At 71.9% G+C, this 15949-nt stretch carries 15 protein-coding genes; 2 read left to right on the top strand and 13 right to left on the bottom strand.

The features are described 5' to 3' along the window. Nucleotides 1-33: 33 nt before the first annotated feature. The 12 genes from AB0G35_RS19520 to AB0G35_RS19575 all read right to left on the bottom strand — a co-directional run bounded on the left by AB0G35_RS19520 (nucleotide 34) and on the right by AB0G35_RS19575 (nucleotide 11514). On the bottom strand, nucleotides 34-1143 hold the full coding sequence (locus AB0G35_RS19520; protein WP_360950519.1) for an aliphatic sulfonate ABC transporter substrate-binding protein: 1110 nt from the start codon (nucleotides 1141-1143) through the stop codon (nucleotides 34-36). Nucleotides 1144-1356: 213 nt separating this feature from the next. Then, on the bottom strand, nucleotides 1357-2715 hold the full coding sequence (locus tag AB0G35_RS19525) for a GTP-binding protein (RefSeq protein WP_360950522.1): 1359 nt from the start codon (nucleotides 2713-2715) through the stop codon (nucleotides 1357-1359). Between the two features lie 2 nt (nucleotides 2716-2717). Further along, nucleotides 2718-3668: a sulfate adenylyltransferase subunit CysD gene (cysD, locus tag AB0G35_RS19530; RefSeq protein WP_360950525.1), complete on the bottom strand. Its 951-nt coding sequence runs from the start codon at nucleotides 3666-3668 to the stop codon at nucleotides 2718-2720. Beyond that, nucleotides 3665-4222 (bottom strand): adenylyl-sulfate kinase, encoded by a 558-nt coding sequence (cysC, locus tag AB0G35_RS19535; protein WP_360950527.1) that lies wholly within the window; start codon nucleotides 4220-4222, stop codon nucleotides 3665-3667. The genes cysD and cysC overlap by 4 nt, the downstream gene beginning before the upstream one ends. Then, nucleotides 4219-4911: a phosphoadenylyl-sulfate reductase gene (locus tag AB0G35_RS19540; protein ID WP_360950530.1), complete on the bottom strand. Its 693-nt coding sequence runs from the start codon at nucleotides 4909-4911 to the stop codon at nucleotides 4219-4221. Before AB0G35_RS19540 ends, cysC begins: the two co-directional genes overlap by 4 nt. Further along, complete coding sequence (locus tag AB0G35_RS19545) at nucleotides 4908-5093, bottom strand: hypothetical protein (RefSeq protein WP_360950532.1); 186 nt, start codon at nucleotides 5091-5093, stop codon at nucleotides 4908-4910. Before AB0G35_RS19545 ends, AB0G35_RS19540 begins: the two co-directional genes overlap by 4 nt. Before the next feature lie 31 nt (nucleotides 5094-5124). Next, the gene (locus tag AB0G35_RS19550) at nucleotides 5125-6822 is read right to left on the bottom strand and encodes a nitrite/sulfite reductase (protein WP_360950535.1); all 1698 of its coding nucleotides are present in this window, start codon (nucleotides 6820-6822) and stop codon (nucleotides 5125-5127) included. A gap of 214 nt (nucleotides 6823-7036) precedes the next feature. Further along, a complete protein-coding gene (locus tag AB0G35_RS19555) occupies nucleotides 7037-7120 on the bottom strand; it encodes a putative leader peptide (protein WP_350257049.1) in 84 nt (27 codons plus the stop codon). A 92-nt stretch (nucleotides 7121-7212) separates the two neighbouring features. Further along, nucleotides 7213-7818, bottom strand: coding sequence for a GNAT family N-acetyltransferase (locus AB0G35_RS19560; RefSeq protein WP_360950538.1), 606 nt, complete (start codon nucleotides 7816-7818; stop codon nucleotides 7213-7215). A 341-nt stretch (nucleotides 7819-8159) separates the two neighbouring features. Then, entirely contained in the window at nucleotides 8160-8825 is a 666-nt protein-coding gene (locus AB0G35_RS19565) for a class F sortase (RefSeq protein WP_360950541.1), read from the bottom strand. Between the two features lie 195 nt (nucleotides 8826-9020). Further along, a complete protein-coding gene (locus tag AB0G35_RS19570; RefSeq protein ID WP_360950544.1) occupies nucleotides 9021-9881 on the bottom strand; it encodes an LLM class flavin-dependent oxidoreductase in 861 nt (286 codons plus the stop codon). 334 nt (nucleotides 9882-10215) lie between these two features. After that, complete coding sequence (locus AB0G35_RS19575; RefSeq protein ID WP_360950547.1) at nucleotides 10216-11514, bottom strand: GAF domain-containing protein; 1299 nt, start codon at nucleotides 11512-11514, stop codon at nucleotides 10216-10218. Between the two features lie 527 nt (nucleotides 11515-12041). On the opposite strand from AB0G35_RS19575, the gene AB0G35_RS19580 reads away from it, so the two are divergent. Continuing rightward, nucleotides 12042-12470, top strand: a complete 429-nt coding sequence (locus tag AB0G35_RS19580; RefSeq protein ID WP_360950550.1) for a hypothetical protein — start codon at nucleotides 12042-12044, stop codon at nucleotides 12468-12470. A gap of 594 nt (nucleotides 12471-13064) precedes the next feature. Here AB0G35_RS19580 and AB0G35_RS19585 read toward each other — a convergent pair. After that, nucleotides 13065-14735, bottom strand: coding sequence for an acyl-CoA dehydrogenase family protein (locus tag AB0G35_RS19585; protein ID WP_360950553.1), 1671 nt, complete (start codon nucleotides 14733-14735; stop codon nucleotides 13065-13067). A 17-nt stretch (nucleotides 14736-14752) separates the two neighbouring features. On the opposite strand from AB0G35_RS19585, the gene AB0G35_RS19590 reads away from it, so the two are divergent. Further along, on the top strand, nucleotides 14753-15817 hold the full coding sequence (locus tag AB0G35_RS19590; RefSeq protein WP_360950556.1) for a YihY/virulence factor BrkB family protein: 1065 nt from the start codon (nucleotides 14753-14755) through the stop codon (nucleotides 15815-15817). Nucleotides 15818-15949 lie beyond the last annotated feature (132 nt).

Here is a 15949-nt window from a genome sequence, read left to right on the forward strand (position 1 = left end):
TGTCACCTCCTGGGGGAGTGCGGTGCTACGGGCTTACTTGCTGCCGAGACCGGCGTCGTCGACCGGCTGCTTGCCCTGGGACTTCAGGACCTTGTTCAGCAGCGTGAGGTCGTAGATGCCCTTCAGGTCCGGCTTCTTCAGCAGGCCCGCCCTGACGGCGTGGTCGGCCTCCTCCTGGAGGGTGGCGGCCAGCGGGTCGTCGGTGATGTCGATGTTCTTGAAGGCCGGGTCGAGGACGTCGGTCGGCAGCGCCTTACCGGCCACGTCCGGCTCGGCGAGCTTGGCGTTGAGCGCCTTCTTCGCCTCGTCCGGGTGCGACCGGATCCAGGCGTTGGTCTTCACCGAGGCGCGCAGCACCGCCTCGACGGCCTTCGGGTGTTCCTTGAGGAACTTCTGCGAGACGATCACGTTCGTGATGACGAACTTGCCGTCCTTCCACAGCTTCTTCTCGTCCAGGATGGTCTTGCCGCCCGCCGCGACGAGCTTGGAGGCGGTGGGCTCGGGCACCCAGGCACCGTCGATGGAGCCCTGCTCGAAGGCCGTCGGCGTCACCTTGTTGTCGGTGCGCTGGACGGTGACGTCGCCCTTGCCGGTCGTGGCGTCGACCTTGTAGCCCTTGTCCGCAAGGAAGTTGAGCAGCGCCACGTCCTGCGTGTTGCCGAGCTGCGGGGTCGCGATCTTCTTGCCCTTGAGATCGCCCAGCCCCTTGACCTTCTTGGGGTTGACGACGAGCGAGACACCGCCGGACGCCGAACCGGAGATGATCTTCAGGCTCGTGCCGTGCGACTTGGCGTAGCCGTTGATGGCGGGGGAGGGGCCGATCCAGCCGATGTCGATCGCGCCGGAGTTGAGCGCCTCGATCTCGGCGGGGCCCGCGTTGAAGAGGGAGGTCTTCACCTCGGTGCCGCCCAGTTCCTTCTGGAATTGGCCGTTCTGGAGGCCGATCAGCGGAGTGGCGTGCGTGGTGTTGCCGAAGTAGCCGAGCTTGACCTGGTCGAGCCCGTCGGTCTTGGGCCCCTTGGGGGCGACCGAGGAGGAGGTGTCCTTCTTGGCCTCGGAGCCGTAACCGCAGGCGCCCAGCGCGCCGATCAGCACGGGGACGGAGACGGCGGCCGCCAGCAGGCGGTGTCGAACGGCAGACACGGAGGTGTTTCCTCTCGGAGGGCCGGGAGACTACGCGCCCTCTAAGGCGCGCCCGGCGGAGCGATGGATCTTCGGAAAGGGGGCGTGGGGGGTACGGAGTCGGGCATCGTCAGCACACACATCGGCCGACTCCGCCCTGTCCGCTCCCCAGGACGCCGCTGCCGATGCGGCCGCCCTCCTTGGCGAAGGTCGAGAACACGTCTTTGGCCATGTTCAGAAGTCCCATCCGTCGTCGTCCGTCCCGCCGGCCGGCGCCGCCTCGGCAGCCGCCTCCGCGAACGCCGTGCCCGCCATCCCCGCGGTCAGCGTCGTCCCGTCCGCCGGGTCGATCAGCAGGAACGAGCCGGTGCGCCGGGAGTCCGCGTACGCGTCCAGGGCCAGCGGCTCGGCCGTCCGGACCACCACCCGGCCGATGTCGTTGGCGGCCAGCTCACCGGGCGCCGGGTGCTGCGAGAGGTCGTCCAGCGTCAGCCGGGACGGAATGTCCTTGACGATCGCCTTGACGGTGCGGGTGGTGTGCTTGAGCAGCACCCGCTGTCCGACGGTCAGCGGACGGTCCGCCACATGGCACACGGTCGCCTCGATGTCCTGCGTGGCGGTCGGCGCGGCCGCGGTCGGGGCGATCAGATCACCGCGCGAGACGTCGATGTCGTCGGCGAGCCGCACGGTCACCGACTGCGGCGCCCAGGCGACGTCCACGGCCTCGCCGAGCGCGTCGATCCCCTCGATGGTGCTCGTACGCCCCGAGGGCAGCACGGTCACGGCATCGCCGACGCGCAGCACACCGGCGGCGATCTGGCCCGCGTAGCCGCGGTAGTCGGGGTGCTCGGCGGTCTGCGGCCGGATCACGTACTGCACCGGGAAACGGGCCGGGTCGTCCGACGGGTCGGCGACCACCGGCACGGTCTCCAGGTGCTCCAGCACCGTCGGACCGCCGTACCAGTCCATGTGGGCCGACGGGGACACCACGTTGTCACCGGCCAGCGCCGAGATCGGGATCGCGGTGATCTCCGGGACGCCCAGCGAACCCGCGTAGGCCGTGAACTCCTCGGCGATCGCGGCGAACACCGACTCCTCGTAGCCGACCAGGTCCATCTTGTTGACGGCCAGGACCACGTGCGGGACGCGCAGCAGGGCGGCGACCGCGGCGTGCCGGCGGGTCTGCTCGACCACGCCGTTGCGGGCGTCGACCAGCACCACGGCCAGCTCGGCGGTGGAGGCGCCGGTGACCATGTTGCGGGTGTACTGCACGTGCCCCGGGGTGTCCGCCAGGATGAACCGGCGGCGCGGCGTGGCGAAGTAGCGGTAGGCGACGTCGATGGTGATGCCCTGCTCACGCTCGGCGCGCAGCCCGTCGGTCAGCAGCGCCAGGTCCGGCGTCTCCTGCCCGCGGCCCAGCGAGGCCCGCTCGACGGCCTCCAACTGGTCGGCCAGCACCGACTTGGAGTCGTGCAGCAGCCGGCCCACCAGCGTGGACTTGCCGTCGTCGACGGAACCGGCGGTGGCGAAGCGCAGCAGCGAGGTGGCGCCGGCGTCCACGGCGCTCTCAATGGCATTGGTGGTGGTGCTCATGGTTAGAAGTACCCCTCGCGCTTGCGGTCCTCCATGGCGGCCTCGGACAGCTTGTCGTCGGCCCTCGTCGCGCCCCGCTCGGTCAGCCGGGACGCGGCGATCTCGGCGATCACCTTCTCGATGGTGTCGGCATCCGAATCGACCGCACCGGTGCAGGACATGTCACCGACGGTGCGGTAGCGCACCAGACGGGTCTCGACCGTCTCGCCGTCCTTCGGGCCGCCCCACTCGCCCGGCGCCAGCCACATGCCGCTGCGGGCGAAGACCTCGCGCTCGTGGGCGTAGTAGATCGCGGGCAGTTCGATCTTCTCGCGGGCGATGTACTGCCAGACGTCCAGCTCGGTCCAGTTGGACAGCGGGAACACCCGGACGTGCTCACCGGGCGAGTGCCGGCCGTTGTAGAGCTGCCACAGCTCCGGGCGCTGCCGGCGCGGGTCCCAGCCGCCGAACTCGTCGCGCAGCGAGAACACCCGCTCCTTGGCGCGCGCCTTCTCTTCGTCCCGGCGGCCGCCGCCGAAGACCGCGTCGAAGCGGTTCTTCTCGATGGCGTCCAGCAGCGGCACGGTCTGCAGCGGGTTACGCGTACCGTCCGGGCGTTCGCGCAGCTCACCGCGGTCGATGAAGTCCTGCACGGAGGCCACGTGCAGCCGCAGGCCGTGCTGGGCGACGGTGCGGTCGCGGTAGTCCAGGACCTCGGGGAAGTTGTGCCCGGTGTCGACGTGCAGCAGCGAGAACGGCACCGCGGCCGGCGCGAACGCCTTCAGCGCCAGGTGCAGCATGACGATGGAGTCCTTGCCGCCGGAGAACAGGATCACCGGCCGCTCGAACTCGCCCGCCACCTCGCGGAAGATGTGCACCGCCTCGGACTCCAGCGCGTCCAGGTGGGAGAGGGCGTACGGGGAGTCGCCCTCGTGGCCCGGACCGGTCTCGGTGATGGAAGCGGCCGTGGTCACGCCAGTCCCCTTTCGGTGAGCAGCTCGTACAGCGCCGCGGCGGACTCCTGCACGGTCTGGGTGTGCGACTCGATGCGCAGATCGGGCGACTCGGGAGCCTCGTACGGGTCGTCCACACCGGTCAGCCCGGAGATCTCGCCGGCCGCCTGCTTGGCGTACAGGCCCTTCACATCGCGCTCGGAGCACACCTCGACCGGCGTCGCCACATGCACCTCCAGGTACGCGGTGCCCTCGGTCTGGTGGCGCTTGCGCACCGCCTCGCGGCTGTCCGCGTACGGCGCGATCACCGGCACCAGCGCCTTGACGCCGTTGCTGGCCAGCAGTTCGGCGACGAAGCCGATCCGCTGGACGTTGGTGTGCCGGTCCTCGCGGGTGAAACCGAGGCCCGCGGAGAGGAACTCGCGGATCTCGTCGCCGTCGAGCACCTCGACGCGGTGGCCCTCGCCGCGCAGCTTTCCGGCCAGCTCGCGCGCGAGGGTCGTCTTTCCCGCGCTCGGCAGACCGGTCAGCCAGATCGTGGCGCCCGTCATGGATATCTCCTGATGCGTCGTCATCCGTGCAGCCCGCACTCGGTCTTGTTGCTCCCGGCCCAGCGGCCGGCCCTGGCGTCCTCACCCTCCAGCACCCGCCGGGTGCAGGGCGCGCAGCCGACGGAGGCGTAGCCGTCCATCAGCAGCGGGTTGGTGAGCACGCCGTGTTCGGCTACGTACGCGTCCACGTCGGCCTGCGTCCAGCGGGCGATCGGCGAGACCTTCACCTTCTGCCGCTTGGTGTCCCAGCCGACGACCGGGGTGTTCGCCCGGGTCGGCGACTCGTCCCGGCGCAGCCCGGTCGCCCAGGCGTCGTAGCCGGTCAGGCCCTCTTCGAGCGGCTTGACCTTGCGCAGCGCGCAGCACAGGTCCGGGTTGCGGTCGTGCAGCTTCGGCCCGTACTCGGCGTCCTGCTCGGCCACCGTCTGACGGGGCGTCAGGGTGATGACGTTGACGTCCATCACCTCGGCGACCGCGTCCCGGGTCCCGATCGTCTCGGGGAAGTGGTAGCCGGTGTCCAGGAAGACCACGTCCACGCCCGGGAAGGCCCGCGAGGCCAGGTGCGCGACGACCGCGTCCTCCATCGAGGAGGTGACGCAGAAGCGCGGACCGAAGGTCTCGGCGGCCCAGGTGAGGATCTCCAGGGCGGACGCGTCCTCCAGGTCGCGGCCCGCCTGCTCGGCGAGCTGCTGAAGATCGGTAGCGGTGGTCACGACGTACCTCCGTCTGTGGCAGGGGAGTTGGCGGAAGCCCCGGGGGCCAGCAGCCCCAGGAACGTCAGCCGGAACGCACGGCTGCAGGACCGGCATTCCCAGGCACCGTGTCCCTCTTCCGAGGGCCGCAGGTCCTCGTCCCCGCAGTACGGGCAGTAGAACGGCGCTGCTCGCTCGCTCACGGTGCCTCCCGCTCGACTGTGTGGCGTCCGCTCACTTCAGGGCACCCTCTTCCGCCCGGGCGGCCCAGGTGGCGAAGCGCTCGCCGTCCTCGCGCTGCTCCTGGAAGTTGCGCAGCACCCGCTCGACGTAGTCGGGGAGTTCGTCGGCGGTGACCTTCAGGCCGCGGACCTTGCGGCCGAAGCCGGCCTCCAGGCCCAGCGCGCCGCCCAGGTGCACCTGGTAGCCCTCGACCTGGTTGCCGTCGTCGTCGAGGACCAGCTGGCCCTTGAGGCCGATGTCCGCGGTCTGGATGCGGGCGCAGGCATTGGGGCAGCCGTTGAGGTTGATGGTCAGCGGCTCGTCGAAGTCCGGGAGGCGGCGCTCCAGTTCGTCGATCAGGGACGCGCCGCGGCCCTTGGTCTCCACGATCGCCAGCTTGCAGAACTCGATGCCGGTGCAGGCCATCGTGCCGCGGCGGAACGGCGAGGGATTGACCTGGAAGTCCAGCGCCTCCAGGCCCGCGACCAGCGCGTCGACCTGGTCCTGCTCGACGTCGAGGATGATCATCTTCTGCTCGACGGTGGTGCGCAGGCGGTCCGAGCCGTGTGCGGCGGCGAGTTCGGCGACCTTCGTGAGGGTGGCACCGTCGACCCGGCCGACGCGCGGGGCGAAGCCCACGTAGAAGCGGCCGTCCTGCTGGCGGTGCACGCCGACGTGGTCACGCCACTTCTGGACGGGCTCCTCGGGCGCCGGGCCGTCGATCAGCTTCCGGTTCAGGTACTCGTCCTCCAGCACCTGGCGGAACTTCTCCGTGCCCCAGTCGGCCACCAGGAACTTCAGCCGGGCGCGGTTGCGCAGCCGGCGGTAGCCGTAGTCGCGGAAGATGCCGACCACGCCGGCCCAGACGTCCGCGACCTCGTCCAGCGGGACCCAGGTGCCCAGCCGCTGGGCGAGCTTGGGGTTGGTGGACAGCCCGCCGCCGACCCACAGGTCGAAGCCCGGGCCGTGCTCGGGGTGGACGACACCGACGAACGCCACGTCGTTGATCTCGTGGACCACGTCCTGGACCGGGGAGCCGGAGATCGCGGTCTTGAACTTGCGCGGCAGGTTGGAGAATTCCTTGCTGCCGATGTAGCGCTCGTGGATCTCCTCCACGGCCGGGGTGCCGTCGATGATCTCGTCCTCGGCGATGCCGGCCACCGGGGAGCCGATGATCACGCGCGGGCAGTCGCCGCACGCCTCGGTCGTCGAGAGCCCGACGCCCTCCAGCTTCTCCCAGATGGCGGGGACGTCCTCGATCCGGACCCAGTGCAGCTGGATGTTCTGCCGGTCGGTGATGTCCGCGGTGCCGCGGGCGTACTGCTCGGAGACCTCGCCGATGGCCCGGAGCTGGGCGACCGTCAGCCGGCCGCCGTCGACCCGGACCCGCAGCATGAAGTACTTGTCGTCCAGCTCCTCCGGCTCCAGGATCGCGGTCTTGCCGCCGTCGATCCCGGGCTTGCGCTGGGTGTAGAGGCCCCACCAACGCATGCGCCCGCGCAGGTCGTTGGGGTCGATCGAGTCGAAGCCGGCCTTGGAGTAGATCGTCTCAATGCGTGTCCGCACATTGAGACCGTCGTCGTCCTTCTTGAACTGCTCGTTTCCGTTGAGCGGCGTGAAATGACCTACGGCCCACTGGCCCTCGCCGCGGTGGCGTCCGGCCTTGCGGCGGGTCGAAGCGGCTGCGGGTCGGTCGGGGGAGGCGGCCATGGGTGTACGTCCTTCTGGGCGGGCTCAGGGATCGGGACCGGCGCCGGACGTCCCTGCTGACCTGCGCGGACACACCGAAGCGCGGCGCGTGGGCAACGCGTCGGTGACAGCTGCGGGTCGAAGGGGGTTCCGGCGCGTCCGCGACGATGGGGACGGCGGGTGATCGGTGGTGCCGGGTGCTGTCCAGGGCCATGGGCCCTGGCTGAAAACAGCCTCAGCCCGCCCGACAAATGGCGCTGGACATGCGGCCGAGGTCGACGTGCCGCCGACTCACCAAGGCAATTCCAGCTCTGGACATGACGGAAGCGTGGCACGCCGCTCTCTGGCCAGTCCACCGCTATCCAAGATATGGACACCCCGGTCCCGCTTAATGAGACAGAGTGAGCTCGGTCACTGTCCGGCGGGCTGCCGCGTCAACGGCGCGAGCGGCCCGGCACCCGGCCACGGGCCCGGCGCCGGCACCTCGGGCTCCTCGGTCACCGTGGTGTCGTACACCCGGAAGCCGCGGCGTTCGTAGTTGGCCATCGCGTGCGCACCGTCCTTGCTGCAGGTGTGCACCCAGACCCGCTGCGTCGACGGCCGCTCCGGCCACCGTTCGGCCAGGTCCCAGGCCCGCTCGATGCCGTACGTCAGCAGATGGCCGCCGATCCGGCGGCCCCGGAAGGCCGGTATCAGCCCGAAGTAGGCGATCTCGACGGATGCCTCCGGACCGGCGGCCAGCTCGATGAATCCCGCGGGCGTACCGCGCTCGTACGCCACCCAGGTCTCGGTCCCCGGCCGCCCCAGGTACTCCGCCCACTGCGCGTGCGACCACGGCAGCCGGTCGGTCCAGGTGACGTCCCCGCCCACCGCCGTATAGAGGAAGCGGCTGAATTCCGGCGACGGCACCTCGGCCCGGGCGATCCGGACGCCCTGCCCGGCCGGCGGTTCCTGCCCGGGGGAAAGATCGGCGCGCGACGTCTGTTCGAGGTACCAGGTGGTGACCGAGATGCTCATGCGGCCAGCACATCACACCGGGACGGGGGGAGGGAGACGGGCGGAGGCGGGTGGGGGCGAGGGCCGGGGGTCGGGGCCGAGGGGGCGTGTGACGTCGGGCGGGGGGCGGGGGTGCGGGGAGGGGGGCATCCGTCGTTGCGGCGCTGCAGCGTTCTGCCGTTCCGCCGTGCCGCCCTTCCGCCGCTCCGGGTGTTGCGGCTTTCCGTCGTTCCGGATGGTGAGACGGTGGTTCGCATCGTGGGGCACTGCCGGCGCTGAGGTCGTTGGCGGGGATTGTCGGAGGCTCGTCGCGGGGCATGTCGCGGGGCTTGTCGGGCGGCTTGTCGCGGGGCCGTATCCCCTCACAGGCTCCCGGTCATCCTGGCGAAGACCACCACATTGCCCGTGTACCCGGACCCCGCCGCGTACGGACCGCCGCAGGTCAGCACGCGCAGCTCGGGGCGCCCGGTGCTGCCGTAGACCTTCCGGGCGGGGAAGTCGCGCTTGTCGAAGACCCGGACGCCGTAGACCTCGAAGACCGCGGTCCGTCCGTCCTCGCGGATCACCCGGATCGTGCTGCCCTGCGCAAGACGGCCCAGCCCGTAGAAGACCGCGGGACCGCTGTGGGTGTCGACGTGCCCGACGAGGACGGCGGTGCCCCGCTCCCCCGGGGAGGGGGCGTCCGCGTACCAGCCCGCCAGATTCGGGTTCCCGTCCGGCGGGGCCTCGATCCAGCCGTCCTTGTCCAGGCCCAGCGGCAGCACCGGCGCGGACACCGCGAGCGACGGGATGTCGACCTCGGCCGGGGCCGAGCGCGGCAGTGGCGCGGCCGCGGGGCCGCCCCCGCCACCGGGGACGACCGAGGTGGCGGCCCCCGGCTGCGGCGGCCCGTCCGGGTCGTCCGACAGCCCCTGCCGCAGCATCCCGAAGCCCACGAGCCCGGCCAGCGCGAGCACGCCCCACCTCGGCCGGCGCGCGACCGCGGCGGCCTCTCCCGGGGCCGCCTCCGGCGGATCCGTCGGGCTCATCGCTCACCTCCCGCACGCGGTGACCACGACCTGCACCTGGTCCGGTCGGCACGCTAAGCGGTGCCGGCCCCGGCGGCGACACCGAACGGCCGAACGGGTGCCTGTGCCTGTGTTGGTGCCTGTGTCGGTACCGGGAGAGGCCGCCGCGGGCGCGCCGGACCGGTCACGCCGGGTCGGTCACGCCGGACCGGTCGGTTATGCCGGGCCGAACACCGCGTCGGCGAGGCGTTCGACCTGGTCGGCATCGGGCGACCAGCAGTAGAGCATCACCTCGTCCGCACCGATCGCCCGGAAGGCGGCCACCGCCTCGCGGATCGCCGCCGGTGTGGTGAGCAACCCCTTCACTACGTGTTCCACATAGTCGCTGGGGCTGTAGTACGCGTGCAGTTCGCGGCGGGCGCGGTCGAGTGTCTCCTCGGGGCCGAGGGCCGCGTTGACCTGGGCCACCAGCCGCGGCCGGCCGTCGCGGCCGGCCCGTGACCAGGCCGCCTCCACGTTCCGGAACAGACCGTCCATGTGCTGCGGGGACAGCGCGGCCCCGAGGAAGCCGTCGCCCCAGCGGGCCACGCGTTCCCTCACGGCCGGCACGAATCCGCCGAAGAGCACCTCGGGCCCGCCGGTCCGGGCCGGCGCAGGTCCCACCGGGCCGACGTCCGCGGAGAGCGGCTCACCGGCCCAGAGGCGCCGCAGGGTCGCCATCTGCGCGTCGAGCCGCCGGCCGCGGCTACGGAGGTCGACACCGGCGGCCAGATAGTCGTCGTCCCGGCCGCCGATGCCGATGCCGAGGGTGAAGCGGGAACCGGAGAGCAGATCGAGCGTGGCGGCCTGCTTGGCGAGCAGCGCGGTGCGGTGCAGCGGGGCGAGCAGCACCTCGGTCTGCAGCCGGATCCGTGAGGTGGCGCCGGCCAGGGTGGCCAACGTGATCAGCGGCTCGGGGTTGGTGAACACCAGCCGGTCGAGCAGGGCGAGGGTGGTGAACGGGGTGGCTTCGGCGCGCCGGGCCCAGCTCAGCAGCTGCGCGGGGTCGCCGATGGGAAGGCCGAGTCCTACGGACAAGGAAGTCCTCCAGAAGGAAGGGCACCCGCCGGCCGCGCGCTCGTCACCGGCGCACGCGTCGTCCAGGCAGGGACGATCGCGGATCGTCGTTGTCGCCCACTCATTCGGCCGCGCGCGGCTACCGCGCCGGCTGCTCCCGTTCTGCGACGTCCTTCTGGAGAGCTGAAGTCAGAGTGCGCTCACTCTAGGGCGGCGAAGGGCGGGACCGCATCCGATTTTCTCGCCGCGGCGCATCCCCGCCCGGAGGCTCGTTGTGGCGCCGCGCCTCACGAGGTGTGCCGTCCCCGCCGGGCCGTTGCCTCAGCACGCCTGCGGCCCCCGCCGGGCCGTTGCCTCACGAGGTCTGCCGTCCCCGCCGGGCCGCCGCCACCGCCGGCGCCAGCGAGTGCGGCAGCAGCCGGCCGGGCCGGGCCGGCAGTCGCAGTTCCACCTCCACACCGTCGGCGAAGCGGTACGGGCGGTGCGCGAGCACGCTCCCCAGGTGGCGGCGCAGCCGGGACAGTTCGGCGCGCACCGTCACCGTACGGCCGGCGTCCCCGAAGAGGTCCTGGGCGAGTTCGGCAGCGGTGCGCCCCTGCGGCTGCGCGGCCAGCACGAAGAGCAGCTCGGCATGGCGCGGCGACAGCTCGTGCGACCAGCTGCCGACCGGCCCGCTGACCGTGACCGTCGAACCGTCCCGCCGGCTGACGTCCAGTACGACCCGGCTCGGTGCCGGTTCCCGTTCCCGCCGCCCGACCCGGATCAGCCAGCCGCCCGGCAGCGGCTCCAGCGCGCACATGCCGTAGCGCGGCAACCACAGCGGCCCGGCCTCCGGCGCCTTCGGCAGCGCGACCCGGTCCAGGGGCGTCAGCCCCGTCACGCCCACGACCCAGCCGTTCGGATCGACGGCCAGCGCCTGCCCGTCGAGCCGCGCCAGCACCGGTGCCGCACTCGACCGCAGTCGTTCCAGAGCCCGGTGGTGACGGGTGCGCAGCTCACCCTCGGCGAGCCGGGCGACCGCGGACACCAGTGAGAGCGTGGTGGGGTGGAAGGCGTGGGCCGGGCCGCTGACGTCCACGGTGCCGAGCAGCCGCCCGTCCCGCGGGTCGTGCAGCGGCGCCGCGGCACAGGTCCACTGGCGGTGGCTGCGCACGAAGTGCTCGGCGGAGTGCACCAGCAACGGCCGGCGGGCCACCAGGGCGGTGCCGATGGCGTTGGTGCCGACGACCTGCTCCGTCCAGTCGGCGCCCTTGTCGAAGCCGAGCCGGTCGGCCATCCGCCGTACCGGCGCGCTGCCCTCCCGCCACAGGACCCGGCCCTCGGCGTCGGTGACGACCATGATCTGCTGCGCCGCGTCGGCGGCCGCCAGCAGCCCCTCGTTCAGCACCGGCAGTACCGGCGCCAGCCGCGACTTCTGCCGCCGGTGCTCCAACTCTGCTACGGACAGCGGGTGTTGGGGCGGATCGACGTCCGGGTCCATTCCGGAGTCCAGCGCCCGGCGCCACGACTCGCCGATCACCGCGCGGGGAGCGTCGGCCGGGCTGCCGGGCGTCCCACCGGCGAGTGCGGCCTCGCGGACGGTGGCGAGCCGGCGGGCGGTGGCGCGGATTTCCTGCGCCGACCAGATGGCGCTGTCGATCGTGCTGTCGCTCACGCTGCTCTCCGTTGTGCACTGTCCCCTGGGGGCGTTCCCCCTCGATCATGCCGGGGCTCTCGGGTGCACGGGTTCAGGGGTTCACGGGTCGGCCTGACCCAGGGGAGGCACCCTCCGGGCCTGTACGCCCATCGTGCCGTCACCACGCCGTGGCGGAGGGGCCATTGCCCACATCGGCACCCGGGAAAATGCGGCCATCGACCCCCAGGAAAATGCGGCCACTGACACCCAGGAAATGCGGCCATCGGTACGCAGGGAGTGCAGCCATGGACCCTCGGGAAGTGCAGCCGCCGGAACTCGGGTAGCGCAGCCGCCGGAACTCGGAAAATGCAGTCCTGGGCACTCGGGAAGTGCAACGCACTGCAACCGTTGTGGCCTATGACGGGTAAACGGGACTCTGTGCCGAGCGGCCGATGGCATCTCGCCACCGCGGATTCGCCGGTCACCCGTCGGAGAACCCGCCGGTTGTCGCCGGGGATTCCATCGGCCGCCGCGCGACGTCGGCACGGTGCGGGGGAGGGGGCTCCATGGTGGCCGCTGCTCCGCGCGTCGTGGTGATCGGAGCGGGTGAGGGGGTACGAAGGGCACGGGCCGCCCGGCTGGCCGAACACTACGGGATCCCCCTCCTGCCTGCGGTCGACCTCCTGATCAAACGTCAGCCGCTGTCGTTCGACGGCTATGTGATCGACAGTCCGCCGCAACTGCTCGACCGGGTGGCCGGGGTCGGCGGTCTGCTGTCCGTACTGGCCCTCGCCGACCTCGTGGTGCTGCTGCCCGGGCCGGGGCGGAACGGCACGGACGAGACCCGCCGGGTGCTGCGCTACTACGAGGCGCGCGGGGCGCTGCTGACCGTAGGGGCGGACACCCCCGACGACGAGATCATCCTGGTCATCGACGCGGCGCTCCGCGGGCGCGGCGACCCGGAAGGCCCGCCCGGTACGTCCTGGCGGCTGTAAGACCGGGAGCGGCGCCGAGTCGGCGCGGCACCGCTCCCCGACCGGCGCGGCGGCGGCTTCCCCCTGTCCCCGTCCCTCCGCGAGGCCACGGCCCGGAGTGACGGGGAGCCGCCGCCGCGTCGCGACTTTGGTGGCCGGCACTTGAGGGAGAGGCCGCGGCCGCTACTTGGGGGAGAGGCCCGTAGGGGTTGGTCGAACGGATCCCGTAGGGGACACGAGCGCCCCCTGCGGGGCCACAACGTGGCGGGGGAGAGGGATATTCCCGGGCACGGGCCAAGAGGTATCCCCGGGGCACGGGCCAAGAGGTGTTTCCGGGCACGGGCCAAGAGATGTCCCCGGGCGCGAGGCCGAAGAGACATCCCCGGGCGCGAGGCCGAAGAGACATCCCCGGGCACGAGGCCGAAGAGACATCCCCGGCGCGGACCTAGAGACGTCCCCGGACGCGAGGCCGAAGAGACATCCCCGGGCGCGAGGCCGAAGAGACATCCCCGGCGCGGACCTAGAGACGTCCCCGGACGCGAGGCCGAAGAGACATCCCCTCAGCGACCCAGCCCGCCGCCCTTCCTCAGCGATCCAGCCCGCCACCCACCGCCCTCAGCGATCCAGCACCGGACGCGACCGGTCCACCACCGCCGCCAGGTCCAGTGTGTGCGGCAGTGTGCCGAAGGCTGTGCCGGAGTCGCCGCCCAGGCGGGAGGCGCAGAAGGCGTCGGCGACCGCGGGTGGGGCGTGGCGTACCAGGAGCGAGCCCTGGAGCACCAGTGCCATCCGCTCCACCAGGCGGCGGGCCCGGGCCTCGATGCCCTCCAGGTCGGCGAGTTCGGTGAGCATCCCCTTGATCGCCCGGTCCAGCCGGTGGTCCGCGCCGCGCGCCGTACCGATCTCGGCCAAGTACGCGTCCAGCGCCCCGGGTTCGCGTTGCAGGGCGCGCAGGACGTCCAGCGCCTGGATGTTCCCCGAGCCCTCCCAGATCGAGTTCAGCGGCGCCTCGCGCAGCAGCCGCGGCAGGCCCGACTCCTCGACGTAGCCGTTGCCGCCCAGGCACTCCAGTGCCTCGGCCACCACCGGCGTGCAGCGCTTGGTCACCCAGTACTTCGCCGCCGGAACCGCCAGCCGCAGCAGGTGCCGGTCCTGTTCGGTGCCGCCGTCGTACGCCGCCGCCAGCCGCAGCGCGAGGGTGGTCGCCGCCTCCGACTCCAGCGCCAGGTCGGCCAGTACGTTGCGCATCAGCGGCTGGTCGGTCAGCCGGCGGCCGAACGCCTCGCGGTACGCGGTGTGGTGCAGCGCCTGCGCCACCGCCTGCCGCATCACCGCCGCCGACGCGCTGACGCAGTCCAGCCGGGTGGCCGCGACCATCTCGATGATCGTCGCCACCCCGCGCCCCTCCTCGCCGACCCGGCGCGCCCACGTCCGCCCGTCGAACTCGACCTCCGCCGAGGCGTTGGACCGGTTGCCGAGCTTGTCCTTGAGCCGCTGGATGCGGAAGGAGTTGCGGGTGCCGTCCGGCAGCACCCGCGGCAGCAGGAAGCAGGTCAGCCCTCCGCCGGCCGCCGCCCGGGAAGCGTCCCCAGGCACCTGGGCCAGCACCAGGAACGCGTCGGACATCGGTGCCGAGCAGAACCACTTGTGCCCGGTCAGCACGTACTCGCCGGGGGCCGACAGCGGTTCGGCGCGCGTGGTGTTGGCGCGTACGTCGCTGCCGCCCTGCTTCTCCGTCATGGCCATGCCCGCCAGGGCTCCGCCCTTCTCGGCCGCCGGCCGCAGCTCCTGCTCATAGATCCACGAGGTCAGCAGCGGCTCCCACTCGGCGGCCAGTTCCGGCTCGTGGCGCAGTGCGGGCACCGCCGCATGGGTCATCGACAGGGGGCAGCCGTGGCCCGCCTCGGCCTGGGTCCACACGATGAAGCCCGCGGTGCGGCGCAGATGGCCGTCCGGCCGCGACCAGGCGTCGTTCAGCCCGGCGCCGACGGCATGGCCCAGCAGCCGGTGCCAGGCCGGGTGGAACTCCACCTCGTCGATCCGGTGGCCGTAGCGGTCGTGGGTGTGCAGCACCGGGGGATGGGCGTTGGCCTGCTCGCCCCACTGCTGAGCGTGTGCGGAACCGGCGGCTTCCCCCAGCCGGCCCAGTTCCTGGCGGACCTCGTCCAGCCGGTCGGCGGCGATGTGCCGGGTGACGCCCTCGGTGAGGGCCGGGTCGCTCGCGAACACGTCGTATCCGACCAGCGGCGGGGGCTGGTTCGTGACCGTGTGAGTGGTGGCTGCCATGCAGATACGGTAAGGAGGTGCAGCCGGTAAACGAACCACCCGAGCACCACGCGGGCCGTCTGACCAGGGCCCGTGTGCTCTACCGCAACGTCTCCACGCGCCGGCTGGCCTGGTTGTTGCTCAAGGACATCGTCCACTCCTGCATGACCTACCGCGTCACCGGACTGGCCGCCGAGGCGGCCTTCTGGTGCCTGCTGTCACTGCCGCCGCTGATCCTCGGGCTCCTCGGCGTGCTCGGCTACACGCAGGCCTGGATCGGGCACGACACTCTCGACAACGTCCGGCAGCACATCCTCGGCGTGGCCGGCACGGTGCTCTCCGACAAGGGCGTCGACGAGATCGCCCGTCCGCTGCTGAACGACGTCTTCACCGGCCGCCGCCCCGACGTCATCTCGCTCGGCTTCGCCATCGCCCTGTGGTCCGGCTCCCGCGCCCTGAACGTGTTCGTCGACACCATCACGATCATGTACGGGCTCGACGGCCGCCGCGGCATCGTCAAGACGCGACTGCTGTCGTTCACGCTGTACCTCGCCGGGCTGCTGGTCGGCGCGGTCGCGCTGCCGCTGATGGTGGCCGGGCCGGACGCCGTGGTGAGCCTGCTGCCGGCCAGCGAACACGTCGTCCGGGCGCTGTACTGGCCGGTCGTCCTGCTGCTGTCGGTCGCCTTCCTCACTACCCTCTACCACCTCTCCGTGCCGGTCCGGTCGCCCTGGCCGGAGGACATCCCCGGGGCGGTGGTGGCGCTCGGCATCTGGGTGCTGGGCAGTTTCCTGCTGCGGCTGTACCTGGTCTCGACGGTCGAGGGACCCACCATCTACGGCTCGTTGGCGGCGCCGGTCGCGGTGCTGCTGTGGATCGGCGTCTCGGCCTTCGCGGTGCTGGTCGGCGCCGCGATGAACGCCTCGCTCGACCGGGTCTGGCCGTCGGCCGCCACCGCCGAGGCCCGCGAGGAGATGGCGCGACGGCTGGCGGAGAAGCGGGCCGCGGAGTCGCGGAAGCGGGACGAGGACGGTGCGGAGGAGCCGGCGGGACATGAGGGGCCGGGGGGACCAGGGGGACCGGGGGGACCGGAAAACAGGTGACGGGTCGCGGGTGACCGCGCCCGCGTGATGGCCCTACCCGTGCGAACCATTGACACCTCCCCGGATGGGCACAGATGATCCTGGCCCACGCGCGAACGAAAGTTCACCAGGCGAACGAGTGCCGCGGAGAGA

The organism is Streptomyces sp. NPDC021749, assembly GCF_040640655.1.
In the GTDB taxonomy this organism is placed as follows: Bacteria; Actinomycetota; Actinomycetes; order Streptomycetales; family Streptomycetaceae; genus Streptomyces.

Bases quoted from the DNA above. Each gene is read 5' to 3' on its own strand.
- AB0G35_RS19560 (WP_360950538.1), bottom strand. From the start codon at position 7,818: ATGAGCATCTCGGTCACCACCTGGTACCTCGAACAGACGTCGCGCGCC.
- cysC (WP_360950527.1), bottom strand. From the start codon at position 4,222: ATGACGACGCATCAGGAGATATCCATGACGGGCGCCACGATCTGGCTG.
- AB0G35_RS19585 (WP_360950553.1), bottom strand. From the start codon at position 14,735: ATGGCAGCCACCACTCACACGGTCACGAACCAGCCCCCGCCGCTGGTC.
- AB0G35_RS19525 (WP_360950522.1), bottom strand. From the start codon at position 2,715: ATGAGCACCACCACCAATGCCATTGAGAGCGCCGTGGACGCCGGCGCC.
- AB0G35_RS19580 (WP_360950550.1), top strand. From the start codon at position 12,042: ATGGTGGCCGCTGCTCCGCGCGTCGTGGTGATCGGAGCGGGTGAGGGG.
- AB0G35_RS19565 (WP_360950541.1), bottom strand. From the start codon at position 8,825: ATGAGCCCGACGGATCCGCCGGAGGCGGCCCCGGGAGAGGCCGCCGCG.
- AB0G35_RS19550 (WP_360950535.1), bottom strand. From the start codon at position 6,822: ATGGCCGCCTCCCCCGACCGACCCGCAGCCGCTTCGACCCGCCGCAAG.
- AB0G35_RS19555 (WP_350257049.1), bottom strand. From the start codon at position 7,120: ATGTCCAGAGCTGGAATTGCCTTGGTGAGTCGGCGGCACGTCGACCTC.